Below are 18,226 nucleotides of genomic sequence, written 5' to 3' on the forward strand. Positions count from 1 at the left end.
TTATCCTCTCAGAAGTGAAGCGCCGGGGAACCCGCCATAATCCAGCTGTTCATTCTCTCCGAAGCGAGGTTTACAGCCCGTTGACAGCAGTCCGGAGCAAACATCCTGTGAAGGATCGTCCACCCGATTGCCGTCTTTATCGAACCAGCCGTTTTGCCCGGCGTAGGTGCAGCCGTTCCCGGTTTTGTACCAGCCCCGCATGCACCACGTGCACATTGGCTGAATTTGCCGGGTCGGAATGAGTTGCCCTCGCAAATCGGCTGGACTGGAAAGCTCAAACTCTACGGTTTCATCGTCTGACCCTGATTTACGGTCGATGTAATAAACCTGTTTGCGCTCCTCGTTGGGATTCGCAGTCGGGTTCCCATCAGGGAAGTTTCTGGCGTCCAGATAGTGTGCGAAAGTGTCATGGATGATCACCTTTGCTTTAGCCATCCCCTGAAATCTTCGGCACAGCGCGCCAATCGTGCCGCTGATGTTTGCAACTGTGAGAGACGGCCGTGAACTCTGGCCGTCACTGCTGACAGATATGCCGGTCAGTTCATACGGCCACGCGCCATACTCCTGCCCCTGCCACCACACCGACTTCGGCTCAAGTTTTGACTCGTCGCCGCCTGCGGCGATGATTTCCGCCTCGGTATGCGGGATTGTCTCGTTGTGAAAGCGAAGAATACCCGCACCGAACGCTGAGCCGTCCACCTCGATCAGGCGGACGCGCTTACCCGGTTCCAGTTTCTGGACATCAGATGAAATACTCATGGATGGTATGCCTGTATGAATGTGCTGCTGAGGGTGTATTTTTTGTTGCCGTGGGTAGATATCTGGAAGGATTCCGCGCGCCATAAACCTGAAGGCTCAAGCGGCGGCTTCCAGATAAATGACTTCCACCCTGTATGTCTGTACAGAAAGTTTTTAATGGCCTGAATGTAAGCCTCGTCGCCGGTAAAGCTCACGCTCCACTGAGGTGTTACCGGGTTGATGCCGTCCCCGGCCACCTGTGTATAGCCATCGCCAAACTGCGCCTTTCGGGTACGAAAATTTGTATCAACCTGAGAGGCAACCTTTGGGCACCAGCTGAAGGTTTCGACTGCCATGGTTAAACTCCCTTGATTAATCGCCACAGAGGCGAGCCCGGCATGCTGGCCTGTTCGTTAATGACACCAGTGATGGCATCTTTCAGTTGTCTGCCAGCGGCGCCGGCGGTTCCCTGACTTGCAGCCTGTGGTGATCCACCCTGAATATTGATATCGCCGAAGTTAACTGAAGGCAGGCCGCCGGAGACCTGCGGAGTACCAATTGCCCGAACGCCCAGCGAACCATCAGCGGCGCGCGTAAGCGGCATAATGGCTTCCGGACCAGCCTCGGCAAAAACCCCTGCGCCTTTGGCAAAAGCAAACAGCTGAGGCGTCTGGAAAACGCCATTGCTGTATGCGCTCAGGGACGGAGAGTCGTAAACATTACCCTTCGCATTAAATGTGAAGTTCGCGCCAGCATTCTGAATAGCGGTACCGCTGCTGGCGGTTGCGGCTGACGTGGCACCAAAACTGAACAGTGATCCAATTGAGCTGACGCCATTAGCAACAGCCATGTTCACCAGAACGTTCTGGATAATCTTCAGTACGCTCACGCCCCAGTCCTTCCAGCTGTCAACGTTGCCATTGAGCATGTCGGTGATCGTGGTGACCGCGCCACCCATGGCCTGCTTCATGCCGTCAGCGGCCATGGAAGAATAATCAGTGGCTTCGTCCACCCAGTTCGCATAACCCTCAGACAGTCCCGTCATCCAGTCGTCACGCTGCGCATCAGAAGCTGCGTAATATCCCTCCTGGTCGCGCAGGCGCTCTTCGAGGTAGCGCTTATTAAGTGCCAGCCCCTGCTGATAGAACGTCTCGTCGATTTCACCAGCCTGACGCTGGCGGAGAAGATCGGTATTCTTCTGCTCAAACTCCTTACGCAGATTGAACTGCTCCTGAAGTCTTTCACGGAACCTGGTTCCCTGCCCGTAGCCCAGCAGTTGCGCTTCATTGGCTGCGCGGGCGCTGGCGTTACTGTCGGCAAGGTTGGCTTCGTAATTTCGCAGTTGCTCACGTAATTTAACCTGGTCAATCAGCGCAGCATTCTGCAATACCGTCTTTTTCTGGGCTTCTGTCAGAGAAGCAAGCTCCCCTTGGCTAACCTGGTATTTCAGTTTTGCCAGTTCGGTATTTTGACCAGCCAGAGCAATCTGCTCTTTCTGCTGCTTGATCAGCTTGTCATACGTATCAACTGTTTTTTCAGCTTCCGATTTACCGCCTTTATGGCGGCTGGAGTCACGAATTGCTTGTAATTGCCTGGCAGACTCAACTTCCATGCTGACATATTTCTCACGCCAACCAGCTGGAAGGTTCAGATCAGATGCATCGAATTCTGCCTGCTTTCGAGCCTTATCCAATCCCTGAAGGCCAGATAGCTCAAGCTGTCGCTGTGCTTTCTCAATAGCTTGTTGTTGCTTTGAATCAAGCGCTGGAAGGACTGGTCCTGAATATTTTGGCGGTGATACTGGTGTATACTGCTTGGTTACTTTGTTCAGACGATCATACATTTCCGTCAAAGAGCCAACCGCACCTGCCATTTCAACGGTTTTATTTATAGCCTCTCCCTGAAGCTTATTTTGATTTGATATTGTCTGATTTAATCTCGAAGTGGTTTCTGCTATATCCCTGGAAATTTTATCATATTCGCGCTGGTATTTTATCGCATTAATGACATAACCGTTATTGGTGTCATTCTCTACGCCGAACTGTTTAGCTAAGTCCGTATATTGCTTAATAGACGCACTTGCGCTGTCTTGCTGATCTCTTAAATCATTTAATTTCCGCTTTAAAGCATCAATTGAGTCTCCGGCATCAGCTATAGCCCCCTTAATTTGTGCCGGACTCATCTGTTTCGACTTTTCTACTACTTCATCCAAAGTCGATGCGTACTGAATAGCAGATTCGCGCGCTTGCTCCTGTTTTTGATACATGGCGTACCAGGCACCTACACCAAGCATCAGAATTCCAGGAATGCCACCAACAAGGGATAGCAGCCCAGATGCACCGGCTTTAACCAAATTCATAGCCGATGTCATTTTGTTCAGCGCTTCCTGAGAAGTTGCCACAGCACGGTTTGACTGCACCAACGCGGCATTCGCTGCGATCATCGCCTGGCGCTTCGCAATAGCATTTTGCGTTGCCAACGCTTCAGCATTGGTATTTTTGGCCAGTGCCAGTTCTGACTGAGCGAGTTGATAGGCACGCTCAGCGGCAAGAGCATCAGCAGCCGCTTTTCTTTGCGACTGGGTGGCTGATTCTGCGCGAGCAGCTGCCAGGGCAATTTCATTTTTACGAGCGTCTATCAGGTTAGCTGTTTCGCTGCCGAGATCGCTCAACTTACCGCCCAAATACCGGGCACCACCGATAGACGCTAAAACAGCCGCAGCAGCCGCAACTGTATCAATATTGTCAGCCACCCCATTCATCACGCTGACCAGAGTAGCTGTAGCGCCGGTAGCTTCGTTTGCTCCGCCAACCCAAGCCATAAAGGCATTTTCAATTTTTGTCGTTGCGGCTGACACAGTCTGCGGCATTGACTCGAATTCACCGCGCATAGTGCCAAGCTGGCTAATCAGGGCCGGGACAACTTTATCAGCAGTTAGCAGACCTTGATCGGCCATTGCCTTCAGATCTTTACGAGCTACGCCCATCCCTGCGGCAAGAGCACGGATAACCCGATCTCCGTTTTCGTTAACAGAATTGAACTCCTCGCCGCGCAGAACGCCCTGTGCTAACGCCTGACTAAACTGGGTGATTACAGAGCTTGCTTCTGACGTGCTGGCGCCGGAAAGCTTCAGCCCGGTAGAAATGGCCTCGGTAACGTCCAGCACTTGCTGTGAGCTGTAACCATATTCACGCATTGATGCAGCGGAACGCGCAAACAGGCTCGCATTATCAGAAAAGGCGGTGCCGGTTCGTTGACTGATATCCATCAGTGCACGCTGAGATTCCGTAAAGTCATCAGATGACTGAGAAGCCTGCTTAAGACGGGCGTTAACAGAACTCCATTCATCAGCCAGTGAAATCAGATGACCAGTGGCAAATGCTCCCGCGAATGCACCTGCCATCCCCAAAGCCGACGATTTCGCAGTATTTATCTGATTAGTTACTTCCGCCAGCGCACGCTGAGTCTCACGCGACGCAGCCGCCGCCTGACGCCCTCCAGTCTGCATTACCCGATAATAATCATTACCCATACGTGAAGCTCGGGAAATTTCTGACTGAAAGGACTGTGAATTTGCGGAAATTTTAATGATGAGTTCGCGGAGTGTTGCCATTCTTCGCCTCTAAAAAATTTAACCCCGCTGGGCGGGGTTTTTATAAAGTCATCAAACTTATAATCAAAGAGCGGCTTTATCTTTCTCTTCTGAAATAGACTCTATTTCTTTTTGTGCGTTATTAAATTCTTTTGATTCATATATAATCCTTAATTCTCCCTCACCTCTTCGATAACCTTTAAGCATCATATATAAACCACCATCGTTACTTGGTGAAAAGAAAGATGAATAACCACCACATCCCTCATAAGCCAGGCACTCATAAAACTCACTTTTATTTTTATAAACCAGTCGACCAGAGTATTCATAACTTTCTGGTTTACCATATTTATCACTTAGTATCTTTTTGTATCTTTTATATGATTCGATACCTTCATGACCGAAAGCGTCGTTATGAATGACTTTTATTAAAATGACTCGTACAAGTCCGTATTTTTTATCAACTGTTCCGTATATCTCACTAATGCTATCAGGAAGAATAGGTGGTTTTTTGATTTCGTAAAGCTCTAATGGACTATCTACATCAACCTTTACTGCTTGATATTTTTGTATTAACGACTCTCCTTTTTCACCCCATTGCAATCCTGCCGGAGCGTCAAAATTGCCATTAGCCCATGCGCTCCCTCCCACTAAAAGAAGCATAATACAGATTATATATTTCATATCCCTTCCTCACTTGGTTATTTTCCCAGAATGGTATCAGGGATAAACGAAACAACAAAACTCGTAACTAAGAAGCTTGCGTCGCAGCTGTAAGCGCCGCCTCAAGCCCTGCAAACGGGTCCTTCGGTTCTGATTGCTCATCGCCACCCCAGCGCAGGATCGCATCGTCCAGCGGTACTTTTGCCCCCTGCGAGCCGTAGATGGCAGAGACGAGCTGGGCTGCCTGAATGTCACCACGGATATCGCCAACCGGACTTTGCCTGTCGTACTCAATCCACATCAGAAGCTCGCTTGCCGTCATATTCTGCCGAAGCTCTGAGAGCGTGCGCCCCATCCGGAGCGCAAGCGACATCAGAAACTTTACGCCGGGGGTTGAGACTTTTCCCGCGCTTCGTCCGCGTTGTTGATCAGGTCAAGCGCCTGTTTGAGCAGGCGTGAATGGACGGGGCCGTAGATTTCACGCACCTGCTCTTCTTCGTCTACGCTGAATACCGGTTGCTTATCGGTGTCACACAGAACGTCAATGAAGAGCACCACGTCAGCGCAAAGATTACGGTGTGCCTTTTCCGATACCGACACATTTTCATCATCAGCACCCGCTTTCACCACTTCCTGCCAGCGCAGCCAGGCTTCACCTGACGGCTCACGGAGAACCACTTTGACGCCTTCCCACTCAGGAACGGCGACCGTCTTATGACGAAATCCCGACATCTTAGCCAGGGCGAGATTTTTAATATTCTTCATGCGACCTCTCAGGAGCCAGACTCGATGTTTTCAGGCTTACCTTTCAGGCGCAGGGAGAACGTTGCCGCCACTACGCCGTTGGTACCTGAAGACCAGGTGTGCTGGCGGATTTCAGCCAGGAACTTAAAGCCCTTGCCGGACGGGAAGATAACCTGGAAAGCGTAGGTCGTATCGTTGTCATAGGCCTCACGCAAGGCGTCCTGCGCCGGATTCTTGTAGAAGTTGCCGGACAGAGAGATTTCTGACGGAGAAGGCAGGCCGTTGATGTTCTCCTGCTCGGTAGAGCAAAGTGTTGTTACGTCGATATCCTGCTTCTGACCACCGGTGAACTGAATTTCTTTGATGGTGCAACTCAGATCGAGGAAGGTTGCGGAATCCATCGTTTCTTTGGTGGCTGGCAGGGAGGAAATAAGGATCTTCGTCAGCTGCGATTTTTCATAAAGTGCAGACATAGCTGTCTCCTGGAAAAAGAAAACCCGCCATCAGGCGGGTTCGTTGGGTGAATTAATTGTCAGGGGGTAACTTTAAAATCCAGGGTGGCACGGTAGAGCCGATAATCTGGCTCGTACCCGGGGATTTTTACCACCTCTGTAGGGGTTAACGGCTCAAGCGAAGCGAGCACCAAATCTCTCAGGGATCGTGATTCAGCGATCGAAGTGGAATACACATCGACCTGAACGGAAACCCTGCTCTCTGCCTGGCCACACAGTACGTCAGCGGAAACATCATCGACGATGGAAAAGATAATCCAGGGTGGAGAGACAGACGGTTTCCCGTCACTACCTAATGGCGCAACATAGGGGTATACCCGTCCTTCTGCCAGGGAAGAAAGCAAGGCGTAGATATTATCTTCATTCACTTGCTCAATACCTCATCAATAGCCTGATTCATCCTGGCAATGGCGACGCTGGCGGCCTCTTCCTCGCGAGTATCGTAAGCGGGTCGCACAAACGGATGTGCAGGCATGTTCGCGGTGCCCAGCTCAACGAATCGCCAGTAAAAGGCGTTTCTCGGGTTATTCGCCTTCATCGTGTTATCGCTGTTGCCGGTGCGCGGGTTAACGCCACGAATATGGACGCCGGAAGAAATTTCCCCGCGGCGGCGGCTTTTTTGGGTCACCACCACCACGTTTTTTTTCAGTTTTCCGGTGCGTACCGGTGCACGTGCGATCACTTCGTCCTTAAGCACTTCGGCGCCGGCGCGCGTGGCATCACGCAGAACCTTGTTGTTTTCAGCGCGGCTAAGCGCCTCCAGATCCTTTGCGATGTCATTCAGCCCGGAAAAATCGAGGCTCGTCTCAATCATTTTTCGGCCCCCTGCTTACATAAAATTTCGAACAGAACACCCCGAGAATCGGGTATTGGTGGACCAACAATATTTAAAACAGCCCCCTTAAATGGGCCAGTTTCAACCCTTATCCTGGAGGCAGCAGTGATATCACGGCGAAATCGTGTCCACACCCTGATGGTAGCGATTGCGGTTTCAGCCCCTGCCGCTACCAGTTCACGACCACTGATCCCTTTTACTTCTGCCCAGGTTTCAGCGCAGTCATGCCACGATTCAACGGGCTGCCCGGAACTATCCCTTTCTGAAGAAATGTTCTGTACGGTGATTCTGTCTCTGAGTCTCCCGGCCTGCATAACACCTCCTACAACCCATAGATTCGGTACGGCTGCAGTAGCGCTTCAACAGCAAATGGAACATCTGATGTTATGTTCCCGATATTTACCGCCTCCCTGTTTGCATACCAGTGTCCGATCAGAAGTAACATGGCTGCCTTAACATCATCATTCAGTAGAATCGGGTCCGGGTCGTCTGAATAGCCAGGGCTGCTTTCATTCTCATACAGCGTTCGCCTTGTCCATGTCTGGACGTATCGCGCCGCCGCTCCCGTGTATATCTTCAGCAGAGCATCATCGCCGGTAAAATCGGTATCAATGCGGCAGTGCTGTTTCACCACATTTTGATCAAGCATTTGTTTGCCCAGAAAAAAAGCGGCCCGAAGGCCGCAATAGTTATCAGCTACCCGCGCCGGTGCTGAATGAACCGTACACGAACGCCTCAGGGCGTTTCACAGCCAGCGCCAGACGTTCTTCGCAACGGATGGTGATCATGTTTTTCTCGAAGTCGTCGGCGTTCTCCGTGGAGATAACGACGTTCGCATCTTCGCGGTCGAAGATTTGCGCGCCAGCGTTGAATGCACCGGTCAGGAATTTACCCTGGAAGGCCGCCGCTTCCGTTGCAACAACAGGCAGCCCCCACAGAGTCGGGCCAGTCAGTGCCGCCGGGTTAGCCAGGATGTAACGGCCCAGGCTGTCTTTTGTCAGCTCGATCCGCGCCCAGTCAATGAAGTGAAGAACGTGACCGGATGCAGGGAAGCGCGCCAGCTGCGCCTGCAACATTGCCAGACGCAGATCGTCAATCCCGCTCTGCTGTTCGACAGTGAACGCTGGATTAAACGCCGACGCCTGAGGAACGATGCCATGCAGATGAACGCCGGTACCATCACCGAAGAGAATTTCCTGCTCTTCCGCGTACTTCAGCCCGTAGCGCATTTCGGCATCAACGGTGGACTGCAGCTGTGCGAAGTCATCCAGGATCTGCTTTGAAGCTTTGAACAGGTGGGCGATGGTGCTGACGCCAGTGATTTTTGGCGTGAACTCAATTTCGCTGTATGGTTTCTGCGTATTTTCAGGAACCACTTTCGCGTTGTTGGTGAAGCCCGTCTGCTGCACCCAGAAAATAGCCGGGGAAGAAGTGCGACCAGGCGCAATCAGATCGCGGATAAACAGACGCTGCTTCGGTGCCGTATCAATACCCGGCAGGCGCTGAGGCTCCACAACGCCATCAGGAACATCCGCAGAAGTCAAAGCAGCCTTCACAGGGATGCTGATACGTTTGCCACCTTCAACACCGGCAGCAAAGGTTTTCAGCGCCTCAGCAGAGATCACCTGCTGGCCGATTGATTCCACAACATGCTTCGCGTTTGCCAGCGGCATCTGGGCAACATGTTGCTCCAGTTCGCCCATCGCTGCCTTCAGCGTTTTTTCTGCCTCACGCAGGGCGTTGAACTCAGAAGCCATTTTATCGACGGCTGCTTTTGTTTCTTCTGACAGCTTGCCTGACTTCTGCGCCTCCTTCACTGCTTCTTCTGCTTTCGCGTTGAACTTGCCGGTTGCCTCTTCAATGCTGGCCGTGACTTTTTTCAGAATATCGTTTACTTCAGACATAAAGGGTCCTTATTTGACTAACGCCGCCAGGGCGCTTTCAAGTGAATTGATGGTTTCAGGTTTGATGTCTTCGGCAGCGCCCGGCGTACCGTCGTTGGTGGTGACAGCGCCAGGCATGCCACCGGATAAGGCTTTAATGAGTTTTCTGCGCTCAGAGCGCGGGGTGTTGGTCTTGGCAAGCAATGCATCAAGTTTGCGAAGCGCGGCGGCAGGTGATTCGTCGCCGTCGCTGACTGCATCAGCAGAAAGCAGGCTGTCTGCCAGTCCCTTCGCCACAGCATCACTGCCACCGATATAACTTTCGGCGTCCATCAGTTTCTGAACGGCGGCTATATCAAGGCCGGAGCGCGCCGCGTAGATATCAGCCATAGCGGTATCGAAGGGCTCCAGCGACTGTGCCAGTTCAGCAAAGTCATGGCGATTTCCCATCGCGTATACCCAGCAGTTGTGGATCATCAGGAAGGCACCGCGGCCAATCTGAATATCATCCCCGGCCATCGCAATTATCGAGGCGGCACTGGCGGCAATGCCCAGCACCTTCACCGTTACACGGCCTTCGTATTCGCGGAGCAGGTTATAAATAGCCAGACCTTCGAACATGTCGCCGCCCGGTGAGTTGATATTCACCGTAACGTCGGCACCGTTCATCGCCCGAAGCGCACCGGCAATACGTTTAGCTGTTACCCCTTCGCCCCAGTAGTCCTGCCCGATAACATCGAAAACAGAAATGCTGTTATCGTCGGTGGCCGCCGCTTTGATCCCGCCGTCCCAGCGGTCCAGTGCGGACGGTAATGTTTCACAGGTAACGCGCGCGCAGGGGCGACCCGCCGGTGCTACCGGAAGTTGTTTTTTGCTCATCAGGAAATTGCTCCTAAGCGGCCTGTTTCAGCGGAGATTGTTCAAAGGAAATGTCGGGGAATACGTGGTTATGCAGCTCTCGCAGGGCAAGGGCTTGAACAGCAGGATTGCTGCTTTCGAGATTTTTCAGTTGCGTCAGGTTGAGCTGAACGGTGTAAATGTCGCCCCCTTCAATCGGTGGCATGTTCTCCAGACGGCGAACATCATTTCGGGACATCCAGCCATTCTGAAGCGCGCTGGTATAGTATGCAGCACGACCTGCGCTGTCGGCGCGCAGCAGTCCTTCAACGGAGAATTCCGCGAACACGTCATCATCGCTGTCCAGTAAGCACCGGCCAATTTCCTGCTCAATATTTACCAGCAGCGGTCGAAGGGTGTGCGTCAGGAACTGCAGGTTCATCCCCTCAAGACTGGATGCCCAGCTGCTTTGTTTCGTGGTATGACCGACCATGAAAGGAGGCACGCGAAACCAGCGACAAATTTCCTCGATACTGAAAGAACGGCTTTCCAGCATCTGGGCATCTTCAGGGTTCATGGTGACGCCCTGATACTTTAACCCGCCTTCAAGTACCATAATCTTTCCGGCATTTTTAGAGCCGGTAAATGCAGCCATGTAGCCGCGAAGCCTTTCACGTTGTTCATCACTGAGAGCATTTTCAGCGGAGAGAAAACCTGAACTCTGAAGTCCCTGTTCAAAAATCTTTGCCGCAGATTCCTCAACAGCCATCGCGGCACCGATCACATCCCGGCCCGTTTTCATCGGCATCATTCCGCAAACGCCATCCAGACCGAACCCGCGAATGTGCATGATGTTTTTGACGGGAATGACGCGCTCGTTACCGTTTTCAGTGTATTTGTATTCCAGCGCCCCGGTAGTAAGACGTTTAACCACCATGTTCTGCGGCAGCAAAGGCACCAGCGAAACCAGGCGATTTGCGATGAATTTCTTCTCAATGAAGGCGTTCCCGCGCAGGCAAATACTGGCAACCACCATCAGCATAAAGCGTGATGGAGTCATTTCTGAATTGGGACGGCGACACAGTACAGAATAAGCCGGGTGGTCGGTTGCCGCTTTACGCGAACCGTCAGGCTGTCGAACGTATATTTTCAGCGGAAGGGTTGAAATAGACTCGCTTAACAGCCTTACGCATGCCCATACAGCCGATAGCTGGATGGCTTTATCGGCCGTCACCACCTTTCCGCTGCTGCTGGTACCAAACCATTCCTCCCAGAACGTGCCGGTAGTCAGGCTGATAGGCACACCAAGCCAGTTAAGCAGAGCACTTTTAACCCTGCCTGGCCGTTTGTTTTTTTTCATCAGAAACCTACCATGATGGGATTATTGAAGAATCCGGAGAGATCCTGCTGGTCGTTGCCACCGTTAACCAGAACACGGCTCATTGCTGTGAACAATGCCGCTGGGCCATCAATCTTGGCCTCAGGTGTGGACTTGTTAGGGAAAATGTTCTCGTTCCTGTCAGGTTTGACGGTTACGTTGGACATCATCCAGTTCATCACCGGGTGATCGCTGTGATGAAAGCGTCCACCGTATACCAGTGCTTCGACCTCTTTCATCGCCTCAGAGAAATTGCGAACCGTCTGCGGCACTTCCACCAGCGGCAACCCTTCCTCTGCCAGCGAAAGGCTGAACTGCGTTGCACTCCACGGATCAAAGCCGATTTCTTTCAGGCTCTCACCAGCAACCCACGCCTGCAGCTCTTCCTTAATCTGGGCATGATCGATTACATCCCCGTCGGTAAGGATCAGTTTGTCCAACTCGGCCCACTTACGATAGAGCTCTGCCATCTGGCGTGAACATTTCTCAAGGCGTCCTTCCGGCAGCCAGAATTTAAAATCCGCATGAACGTGGCCACCTGGCGCGCGCCAGACTTTAGCGGCTGCACAGATATCAATTTTGTTTGAAAGGTCAACGCCCACCCAGGAGGGATAGGTTTTAAGTTCGTGCTGCGGGGCGATAAACTCGCATTTTTCCCATTTCATCATGTCCATCCAGGCAGACTCAGCGGTAACCCAGATATTCATGTGTTTGGTGAAAAAGTTAATCCTGGCCGAAACCTGCTCTTTCGCCTTTTTAGCCAGGCGGCGCAGGTCATCCCAGCGCTTACAGATACCCAGCCCCGGATTCGCCTTCTGCCAGACTTTTTCATCAAAGGGATCGTCACCTTCATCTAAGGTGTAGATGATGGCAAAAAACGTATCGTCTTTAACTAGGCCGCGCAGGACCTTGATTGCGTAATCGCGTAGTTCGTAACAGATACCTTCTTTGTTGAAGCCGGCGGTGGTGATACCGAAAAGCAGCGATTGCAGGCGTGCGCCTGTGGCCGTCTCCAGAACGTCCCAGACGTCACGGGTTTTATGAGCATGCAGCTCGTCGACGATGGCACAGTGGATGTTCAGGCCGTCGAGGTTGTTCGCATCTGATGATAAAGGCTCGAATTTGGAGGCCGTTTGCTCCTGGTAGATAGCGAGCTTGTTGAATTCGAAGATCCGCCCAAGAGTGGCTTTCGCCTTCTTGACCATATTTTTCGCGTCTTCAAAAACAATTCGCGCCTGGTCACGGGTGGTTGCAGCGGAATAAACCTCCGCCCCGCCCTCGCCGTCAGCGCCAGCCATATAGAGCCCCACGCCGGAGCAAAGTGTTGATTTGGCATTTTTACGGGCCACCTCAACATCTGCTGTACGGAAACGCCGAACCATCACCGGCCGACCGCTGCCGTCGTTACGCAGGACGGTTTCCCCCGTCTCTTCGTTCACCAGCGGGATAACAAAACCAAAAATATTAATCAGGATGAAAACATGCCAGTCCATCAGCTCAATAGGCTGGCCTGCCAGGGCGCCTTTTACGTGAGGCACAAAATTATAGAAATTCAGAATGTGCTGCGCGCGCGGCTCACTAAAGAAAATACCGCGCTCTTCGCCGTGTGCCAGATCGTCAAGAAAACGCTGGCAGGCAAGGCGCACATACTCACAGGCAATAATTTCCCCCGCCACCACCCTCTCGGCATAGCGGATGCCTTCTGCAACCTTAGCCATTAATCCCTCGCTTTCATAAACTCGGCCAGCGGATCAACCGCATCAGGACCTTTTGCATTCACTTTAGAGCGGCTGGCTGGCGTCATGCCGAACTCACCGAGCATGGCGCGCAGACGTTTCCAGGCATCAGCTTTCATAATGGCGGCCGGGTGAGCCTTGATCATGCGAATCTCTCGCTCTTTACCTTCGTCTGGCTCTTCGTCGCTATAAACGGCGTAGGTGTAGCCTTCTCTCTCCAGCGTATCGCAGTGATGCCGGTACTCGGTGTAAACCTCAACCAGAAGCTCAAGTGCTCTCGCGTCCAGCTGCGACATGACGCCTAGCGCATCGAGCTCTTCAGCCATACGCCTGAACCAGTATTTCCCCTGCTTGTCGAAATGCTTCGGCGTTGGGGGTACCCCTGCAGCTGGCTTAGGTTCGTTTTCATTAATCGGGCGTTTTGATGGGTTACCCCTCACCAAACGTAGATGGGTCGGGGTTTTCGGTGGTCCAGACATAATCGAAAACTCCTATTAATCATCGAATGGGGGACCCCATAAAAAAGTTTTCTAACCTGCGGCGATGTGAAAAGAGGTTAGGCGGCGGTCCTTTGGGGTGATTCCCCTGAGGTTTTTACCCGCCCTCCCCCTTTGACCAAATATCTGGATGGCACAGATGATCCCTGATGCGGCGAACATGCGTGTGCGTAATACCGTAGCGCTTTGCAATTTCTACCAGCCTCTTACCAGATCTCGCCTCTCGCTCAATGCTCAGGATGATTTCAGGCTTCAATTTTGTTGCTACCGCTCGCTGTCCGCGCCGCAGACAAGCGGCAGTTCCGTGCTGCATGCTGTCAGAAGTGTTCTCCTTTGGCGTTCCCCAAGCGAGGTTTGTTTTGCTGTTGTTCAGCGGGTTGCCATCCAGATGGCGGGTGATATGGGCGTCAGATGGCTTTGGCCCGGAGAAGGCAAGCAACACAAGCTGGTGTACTTGCTTCTTCACTTTCGTATCATTGCTTACTCCGGTGTTTACATTCACGTGCCAATAGCCGTTATGTAGCCGCATCGACAGCTGCCGAACGCTACCTGAGCGGAGCGAGTAAATAAGTCCATCTTCACTTGCCAGATATCCTGGATAACCGGGAATATCTTTCATTTGGGCGTGCGGAAGCCCTGAACCATGTTTCGATTCAGTCATCTTCACCTCGTTACTTAATTTCTGTTCAGGCGCTCGCGTGCTGTCTTGGCTTTATGGCAGCCGCGGCAAATTGATTCCAGATTAGAGAGATCGTCAGTACCGCCGTGAGCTTTCGGCTTAATGTGGTCAACCGTCTCAGCGGGTGTATACCTTCCATTTCGCAGGCATTCCTGACAAAGGTGTTTATCTCTGTCGAGAACGATTGGGCGCAGCCTGTCCCACTTACTGCCATAACCTCGCTGATGCCTGCTCTGTCCTCGCTGATGCTGCTGCCAGCCTTCGTTAAGGTGCTTGGGGCAATAGCCTGAGCGGTCTGTGGTTGTGCCAGAGCAGCCACGCTTGCGGCATGCTCGCGGTATTTGTGATGGCATTAACACTCCTAAAAAATTGAGTCATCACCACGTTGAAAACGTAAATTCTTACTGCAAAGTGTATTTGCCACGCTTTTGTGGTTAATTTCGTGGAGGTATTTATGGGTTTGAAACCTGGTCAGTCTAGTGGACGCGATGGCGGTGTATATCGTGAACGCGGTCCGCGTGGCGGCCAAACCGATAATTACACAACCATTCCTGATAACCATAGGGCGCCACCAACTTCAAAACCTGGTGCAACATGGGAACCAGTAAAACGGACTCCAGACAGCAAAAGATAAAACTAATTAAACCGGCCTACTGGCCGGTTTTCCAGGCGATTCTCCACGCTCGTCGCCGTTCTGTGCGTGGCGCTGAGTCAGGGTGACGCTCAACCGGTTCGCTGTCAGTATGGTCCACCAGCGAGTAACACGGATAGATCACTGAACCGCCCCAGGCATCACCCACGGCATAATCAGCAGGCTTACTGCGGTCCCATTGAGACAGCACACGGCTGACGCTTTGAGGCGGTATGCTGTAGCACACGCCATGTATCAGCCGCTGAAGCGTGATGAAGTCTGCGCGTGACTTATCTGCAACAATCAGCCAGTCGGCTATCTCTTTCTGATACTGCGGTGGTCGGCCGGTACCGAGATAAAAGCTCAGCATGTCGTCAGGGAAACGAGCCAGCCAGTCAGTTACCTTTTCGGTGAATCCATGTACCGGCAGCGCGTCATCTTCCAGCACAACTACCCGGCAAGGTTGGTCTGCGGCCCATTCGATAGCGCGCCGGTGATTCCAGTTCGCACCATGGTTAGCATCATCAACCAGCAGGTGAGCATCCAGCAGCGCAGCAAGCCGTTGCGCTTGTCCTAAGCGGATGTGATGGCCGACCACCACAAACTTTATGTCTTCAGCCACCAGCGAATCTCCAATAAAAAAGCCGCACAATGGCGGCTACTGTTTGAATATCAGGGTGTTGTATAGCTTTAACCCTGGTTAAGGTAAGCATTCAGCCCGTCAGTGGTGGGACACTGGCGCACTCAGCGCAGAGGGATGGCTGATTACCTCTGGATAAGGGAACAATATGTCTAATATCAGATATATCGAAGGGTTAAAGCTTTCAACCACATGCGACACTCTCGAAGACGTAGCAACCGAGGTAACAGCACTTAAATTGGCCCTTGGTTTATTATTTGCGAGACTGCCTGATGCAGAAAAAAATAACCTTTTGATTGAGTTGACTCAGTACGACTACCCAGCATTTCAAAAGATATCTACTGAATTGAAGCAATTTATGCCGAAGTAATTTTAAGGGCCAGGCAACTGGCCTTTAATCGAAATTTTGGAGCATAAAATACAACCATTTTCTTGTCTTCACTCAGACGCATGTAAGATTTATCCATAATACATATCTCTCTTATTTATGTTTCCACCAGGCGCACTCTGTGCCGATGCCCTCAGTTTTGAACACCGTGTGAACCAGAGGTCCGGTGACCAGCCTGTCAGCGAATGACTGCGCGACAATGCCGAACGCCAGCATGTCACCCACCGCAGCGCCAGCCTGCTCTTTCTTCCAGAAACGATAACTTTCGATCCGGTAGTAAAGACGGATGATGCCGTGAGCGAACGCCATTACATCAGCGCGGCTGCCACCCAGCAGACCAGCGTTAAGCATCACATTATTGCGGTGCGATTCAATGAACTCCTGATAGATACGCTCAGGATGATTCTGCTTTGCCCAGGTGTCGGCGTAGGTCTTCGGTTCGGAACCGACGTAAACATTCCCGGGCTTCATTTCATCCCATGGCGCGCGAAGCATTTCGACATCGGTACCATCGGTACACCAGACGAACCGGTATTCAGGGTGATCTCGCAGGTGCTGCCAGATGTGCAGCCATCGCCGGAAGTAAACATTCATCTTCACGTCAGGAACGTGGTACAGCTCAACGTCTGCCGGGGCCGTCTGCAGCTCATCCACCAGCGCAATACGTCCACAATTCCGAAGCGAGGACGCCCATTTAGCCAGCATTTCAGGAGAGGCGGTCATTTTCGTACCGCGCTGCGGGTCAGGCTGGCTGGTCAGTAACGTAGTGATAACCACGTCGCGCTGACGCCGATATTCAACGTAACCGGTAAAGCCGGTATCACGTCGTTCGTTGTGGATCTTCACATTACGTTCCACCAGCGCCTGGCGGTCTGGCCTCGGTACCGAACGCTCCACCGCTTCATGCTCATCGAGGGAATGAATCAGCTTTTCTGAACCGACGACATCAGCGTAAGCCCAAGTAGTCAGCCCTGCGTTATGGATGCGCAAGGCGAGATCGCTATGCTCGTACATGCCGCGACCATAAACGGGATCGAATCCGCCCACCTTCTCGATGGTGCTGCGGTGGTAGTACAGCATCACGCCGCGCTGCCCGGTATACGCCACATGCTGATCGTCACGGTAAAGTACCGAAAGGTCATTGAGCTTATTCTGGCCAGCAAGATCGAGGAACTGGTAAGCCAGGTGTGGCTCGGGTGATTCGATGTATGGCAAGTGCCAGTTATCAGCGATGGGCCAGGCGTCATCGTCCCAAAGGAATAGATGCTCACATCCGGCGTCCATCAGCACGGTTAAACTGGCGTTCTTCGAAGCAACAATGCCGAGTGATGTTTCATGGCGAAGCAGCTGCACACCGTGGGGAACTACCGCTGCAGGTTTTGAACCATCGTCGATAACAACCACCAGCGCGCCGGCGGGAAGATGCTTCTGGTGCTGCTCAATGGCGCGCTTTAAAACGTCTGCCCGGTTGTGGGTGGTAATCGCAATGCCAATCCTAGAAGCTGAAGCGCAGGCAGGTGCAAACGGGACACCATCAATCGTGACCTCCATATTAACCTCATTGAATAATGTTTATTGAAACGCTAAGTTCAATGCACTTATCTTTGATGAATGGTGAATGAAATGGATCTTGTTCCATCCCGGAAAGAGTTAAACAGGGCTAAACGTTGTATTGAACGCATGAGATCGGCAACATCCTACGATGAGTATGATGAGGCATGGAGCGATTTTCTAAGTCGAATTGAAAATGTTTTCAGCAGAATCAAGGTCGCAGCTGAAACTCATAAAAAGTATCCCTCGTTCTCATCTAGAACGAATCACCTTCGGGCTACAGATAGTTTACTTGTCTATCTCAAACAGGCACGCAATTCAGTCCATCATGGAATTGCAGATACGTCCAAATATGTTACTGGCGGATTCGGCATTAATCCTGTTGCACCAGGTGGAAGCGTTCACATCAAGTCGTTAACTTTTGATAAGAACGGTAATGTTAATATTATAGCCGGGTCGCCTATTAAAGTTAACGTAATACCTAGTTCGGTAGAAGCAATACCATGTCGAAACAGAGGCGTTACATACAATCCACCAGACTCACATTTAGGTAAAGCTTTAAAAACTAAAAGCCCAATAGATATTGCTGTATTAGGCATTGAATTCTACGAATCTTATCTTGCAGAGGCTGAAAATATATTCCTCAAACAATAATTTGTTATTCTAATTGTGGCAGTTCGCCTGCCACGCTTTGTTATGCGCCAGGATGTCTTTCTTCGTCTGGCGGTCCATAACGTCAATATCGTGAACAGATAGATAACTTGGCACCTAACACCAATTTTTCTGACTCAGTAAAATCTTAATTCCTTACGCTTACGCTTGTTGATCTCTAGGTCCATGCCAGGATATCCAAGACTCTGATGCGGAGAATGCCAACTCCAGGGAAACATCGATAAAAAGAGCATGTGAAACTGAGACTCCG

Annotated in this window: 22 protein-coding genes and 1 pseudogene; 3 read left to right on the top strand and 20 right to left on the bottom strand. The window is 51.6% G+C overall.

The features are described from left to right. The 18 genes and pseudogenes from FZF21_RS16385 to FZF21_RS16470 all read right to left on the bottom strand — a co-directional run bounded on the left by FZF21_RS16385 (position 1) and on the right by FZF21_RS16470 (position 14,447). Complete coding sequence (locus tag FZF21_RS16385; RefSeq protein ID WP_006809150.1) at positions 1–759, bottom strand: phage minor tail protein L; 759 nt, start codon at positions 757–759, stop codon at positions 1–3. Continuing rightward, entirely contained in the window at positions 756–1,094 is a 339-nt protein-coding gene (locus FZF21_RS16390) for a phage tail protein (RefSeq protein ID WP_149121234.1), read from the bottom strand. Before FZF21_RS16390 ends, FZF21_RS16385 begins: the two co-directional genes overlap by 4 nt. Before the next feature lie 2 nt (positions 1,095–1,096). Continuing rightward, complete coding sequence (locus FZF21_RS16395) at positions 1,097–4,351, bottom strand: phage tail tape measure protein (RefSeq protein ID WP_149121233.1); 3,255 nt, start codon at positions 4,349–4,351, stop codon at positions 1,097–1,099. Between the two features lie 63 nt (positions 4,352–4,414). Beyond that, positions 4,415–5,014: a hypothetical protein gene (locus FZF21_RS16400; RefSeq protein WP_126496713.1), complete on the bottom strand. Its 600-nt coding sequence runs from the start codon at positions 5,012–5,014 to the stop codon at positions 4,415–4,417. 67 nt (positions 5,015–5,081) lie between these two features. After that, complete coding sequence (locus FZF21_RS16405; RefSeq protein ID WP_112001095.1) at positions 5,082–5,366, bottom strand: DUF4035 domain-containing protein; 285 nt, start codon at positions 5,364–5,366, stop codon at positions 5,082–5,084. 8 nt (positions 5,367–5,374) lie between these two features. After that, the gene (locus tag FZF21_RS16410) at positions 5,375–5,758 is read right to left on the bottom strand and encodes a phage tail assembly chaperone (RefSeq protein ID WP_001549114.1); all 384 of its coding nucleotides are present in this window, start codon (positions 5,756–5,758) and stop codon (positions 5,375–5,377) included. 32 nt (positions 5,759–5,790) lie between these two features. Then, positions 5,791–6,210 (bottom strand): annotated as a pseudogene (locus FZF21_RS16415) (phage tail tube protein); the annotation flags it as partial. 59 nt (positions 6,211–6,269) lie between these two features. After that, positions 6,270–6,617, bottom strand: a complete 348-nt coding sequence (locus FZF21_RS16420) for a DUF3168 domain-containing protein (RefSeq protein ID WP_022648886.1) — start codon at positions 6,615–6,617, stop codon at positions 6,270–6,272. Next, positions 6,614–7,063 (bottom strand): HK97-gp10 family putative phage morphogenesis protein, encoded by a 450-nt coding sequence (locus FZF21_RS16425; protein WP_047731783.1) that lies wholly within the window; start codon positions 7,061–7,063, stop codon positions 6,614–6,616. Before FZF21_RS16425 ends, FZF21_RS16420 begins: the two co-directional genes overlap by 4 nt. Next, entirely contained in the window at positions 7,060–7,398 is a 339-nt protein-coding gene (locus tag FZF21_RS16430) for a phage head closure protein (protein WP_149121232.1), read from the bottom strand. The genes FZF21_RS16425 and FZF21_RS16430 overlap by 4 nt, the downstream gene beginning before the upstream one ends. Positions 7,399–7,406: 8 nt before the next feature. After that, a complete protein-coding gene (locus tag FZF21_RS16435; RefSeq protein WP_149121231.1) occupies positions 7,407–7,733 on the bottom strand; it encodes a head-tail connector protein in 327 nt (108 codons plus the stop codon). Between the two features lie 43 nt (positions 7,734–7,776). After that, a complete protein-coding gene (locus FZF21_RS16440; RefSeq protein ID WP_058679255.1) occupies positions 7,777–8,988 on the bottom strand; it encodes a phage major capsid protein in 1,212 nt (403 codons plus the stop codon). Positions 8,989–8,997: 9 nt separating this feature from the next. Continuing rightward, entirely contained in the window at positions 8,998–9,846 is an 849-nt protein-coding gene (locus FZF21_RS16445) for a head maturation protease, ClpP-related (protein ID WP_020898875.1), read from the bottom strand. Between the two features lie 13 nt (positions 9,847–9,859). Then, a complete protein-coding gene (locus FZF21_RS16450) occupies positions 9,860–11,164 on the bottom strand; it encodes a phage portal protein (protein ID WP_149121230.1) in 1,305 nt (434 codons plus the stop codon). Further along, on the bottom strand, positions 11,164–12,900 hold the full coding sequence (locus FZF21_RS16455) for a terminase TerL endonuclease subunit (protein ID WP_149121229.1): 1,737 nt from the start codon (positions 12,898–12,900) through the stop codon (positions 11,164–11,166). Before FZF21_RS16455 ends, FZF21_RS16450 begins: the two co-directional genes overlap by 1 nt. After that, positions 12,900–13,397, bottom strand: coding sequence for a phage terminase small subunit P27 family (locus tag FZF21_RS16460; RefSeq protein WP_045326830.1), 498 nt, complete (start codon positions 13,395–13,397; stop codon positions 12,900–12,902). The genes FZF21_RS16455 and FZF21_RS16460 overlap by 1 nt, the downstream gene beginning before the upstream one ends. 115 nt (positions 13,398–13,512) lie before the next feature. Beyond that, positions 13,513–14,076: an HNH endonuclease gene (locus tag FZF21_RS16465; RefSeq protein WP_053004003.1), complete on the bottom strand. Its 564-nt coding sequence runs from the start codon at positions 14,074–14,076 to the stop codon at positions 13,513–13,515. Positions 14,077–14,090: 14 nt separating this feature from the next. Next, positions 14,091–14,447, bottom strand: coding sequence for an HNH endonuclease signature motif containing protein (locus tag FZF21_RS16470; protein ID WP_149121228.1), 357 nt, complete (start codon positions 14,445–14,447; stop codon positions 14,091–14,093). 101 nt (positions 14,448–14,548) lie between these two features. On the opposite strand from FZF21_RS16470, the gene FZF21_RS22245 reads away from it, so the two are divergent. Beyond that, entirely contained in the window at positions 14,549–14,728 is a 180-nt protein-coding gene (locus tag FZF21_RS22245) for a hypothetical protein (protein WP_077064159.1), read from the top strand. 16 nt (positions 14,729–14,744) lie between these two features. On the opposite strand, the gene FZF21_RS16475 is transcribed toward FZF21_RS22245, so the two are convergent. Next, positions 14,745–15,350: a hypothetical protein gene (locus tag FZF21_RS16475; protein ID WP_149121395.1), complete on the bottom strand. Its 606-nt coding sequence runs from the start codon at positions 15,348–15,350 to the stop codon at positions 14,745–14,747. A 163-nt stretch (positions 15,351–15,513) separates the two neighbouring features. Between FZF21_RS16475 and FZF21_RS16480 the strand changes: the two genes are divergently transcribed. Beyond that, positions 15,514–15,735, top strand: coding sequence for a hypothetical protein (locus FZF21_RS16480; RefSeq protein ID WP_045626411.1), 222 nt, complete (start codon positions 15,514–15,516; stop codon positions 15,733–15,735). Positions 15,736–15,846: 111 nt separating this feature from the next. On the opposite strand, the gene FZF21_RS16485 is transcribed toward FZF21_RS16480, so the two are convergent. Then, positions 15,847–17,304 carry a glycosyltransferase family 2 protein gene (locus tag FZF21_RS16485; protein WP_149121227.1) on the bottom strand — a complete coding sequence of 486 codons (1,458 nt, stop codon included), beginning with the start codon at positions 17,302–17,304 and terminating at the stop codon, positions 15,847–15,849. A 72-nt stretch (positions 17,305–17,376) separates the two neighbouring features. Between FZF21_RS16485 and FZF21_RS16490 the strand changes: the two genes are divergently transcribed. Next, positions 17,377–17,958, top strand: a complete 582-nt coding sequence (locus tag FZF21_RS16490) for a hypothetical protein (protein ID WP_149121226.1) — start codon at positions 17,377–17,379, stop codon at positions 17,956–17,958. The last annotated feature ends 268 nt before the right edge of the window (positions 17,959–18,226 follow it).

Source organism: Enterobacter sp. LU1 (assembly GCF_008271405.2).
Classification (GTDB): domain Bacteria; phylum Pseudomonadota; class Gammaproteobacteria; order Enterobacterales; family Enterobacteriaceae; genus Enterobacter; species Enterobacter hormaechei_C.

Bases quoted from the DNA above. Each gene is read 5' to 3' on its own strand.
- FZF21_RS16385 (WP_006809150.1), bottom strand. From the start codon at position 759: ATGAGTATTTCATCTGATGTCCAGAAACTGGAACCGGGTAAGCGCGTC.
- FZF21_RS16390 (WP_149121234.1), bottom strand. From the start codon at position 1,094: ATGGCAGTCGAAACCTTCAGCTGGTGCCCAAAGGTTGCCTCTCAGGTT.
- FZF21_RS16395 (WP_149121233.1), bottom strand. From the start codon at position 4,351: ATGGCAACACTCCGCGAACTCATCATTAAAATTTCCGCAAATTCACAG.
- FZF21_RS16400 (WP_126496713.1), bottom strand. From the start codon at position 5,014: ATGAAATATATAATCTGTATTATGCTTCTTTTAGTGGGAGGGAGCGCA.
- FZF21_RS16405 (WP_112001095.1), bottom strand. From the start codon at position 5,366: ATGTCGCTTGCGCTCCGGATGGGGCGCACGCTCTCAGAGCTTCGGCAG.
- FZF21_RS16410 (WP_001549114.1), bottom strand. From the start codon at position 5,758: ATGAAGAATATTAAAAATCTCGCCCTGGCTAAGATGTCGGGATTTCGT.
- FZF21_RS16425 (WP_047731783.1), bottom strand. From the start codon at position 7,063: ATGATTGAGACGAGCCTCGATTTTTCCGGGCTGAATGACATCGCAAAG.
- FZF21_RS16430 (WP_149121232.1), bottom strand. From the start codon at position 7,398: ATGCAGGCCGGGAGACTCAGAGACAGAATCACCGTACAGAACATTTCT.
- FZF21_RS16435 (WP_149121231.1), bottom strand. From the start codon at position 7,733: ATGCTTGATCAAAATGTGGTGAAACAGCACTGCCGCATTGATACCGAT.
- FZF21_RS16440 (WP_058679255.1), bottom strand. From the start codon at position 8,988: ATGTCTGAAGTAAACGATATTCTGAAAAAAGTCACGGCCAGCATTGAA.
- FZF21_RS16445 (WP_020898875.1), bottom strand. From the start codon at position 9,846: ATGAGCAAAAAACAACTTCCGGTAGCACCGGCGGGTCGCCCCTGCGCG.
- FZF21_RS16450 (WP_149121230.1), bottom strand. From the start codon at position 11,164: ATGAAAAAAAACAAACGGCCAGGCAGGGTTAAAAGTGCTCTGCTTAAC.
- FZF21_RS16455 (WP_149121229.1), bottom strand. From the start codon at position 12,900: ATGGCTAAGGTTGCAGAAGGCATCCGCTATGCCGAGAGGGTGGTGGCG.
- FZF21_RS16460 (WP_045326830.1), bottom strand. From the start codon at position 13,397: ATGTCTGGACCACCGAAAACCCCGACCCATCTACGTTTGGTGAGGGGT.
- FZF21_RS16465 (WP_053004003.1), bottom strand. From the start codon at position 14,076: ATGACTGAATCGAAACATGGTTCAGGGCTTCCGCACGCCCAAATGAAA.
- FZF21_RS16470 (WP_149121228.1), bottom strand. From the start codon at position 14,447: ATGCCATCACAAATACCGCGAGCATGCCGCAAGCGTGGCTGCTCTGGC.
- FZF21_RS22245 (WP_077064159.1), top strand. From the start codon at position 14,549: ATGGGTTTGAAACCTGGTCAGTCTAGTGGACGCGATGGCGGTGTATAT.
- FZF21_RS16480 (WP_045626411.1), top strand. From the start codon at position 15,514: ATGTCTAATATCAGATATATCGAAGGGTTAAAGCTTTCAACCACATGC.
- FZF21_RS16485 (WP_149121227.1), bottom strand. From the start codon at position 17,304: ATGGAGGTCACGATTGATGGTGTCCCGTTTGCACCTGCCTGCGCTTCA.
- FZF21_RS16490 (WP_149121226.1), top strand. From the start codon at position 17,377: ATGGATCTTGTTCCATCCCGGAAAGAGTTAAACAGGGCTAAACGTTGT.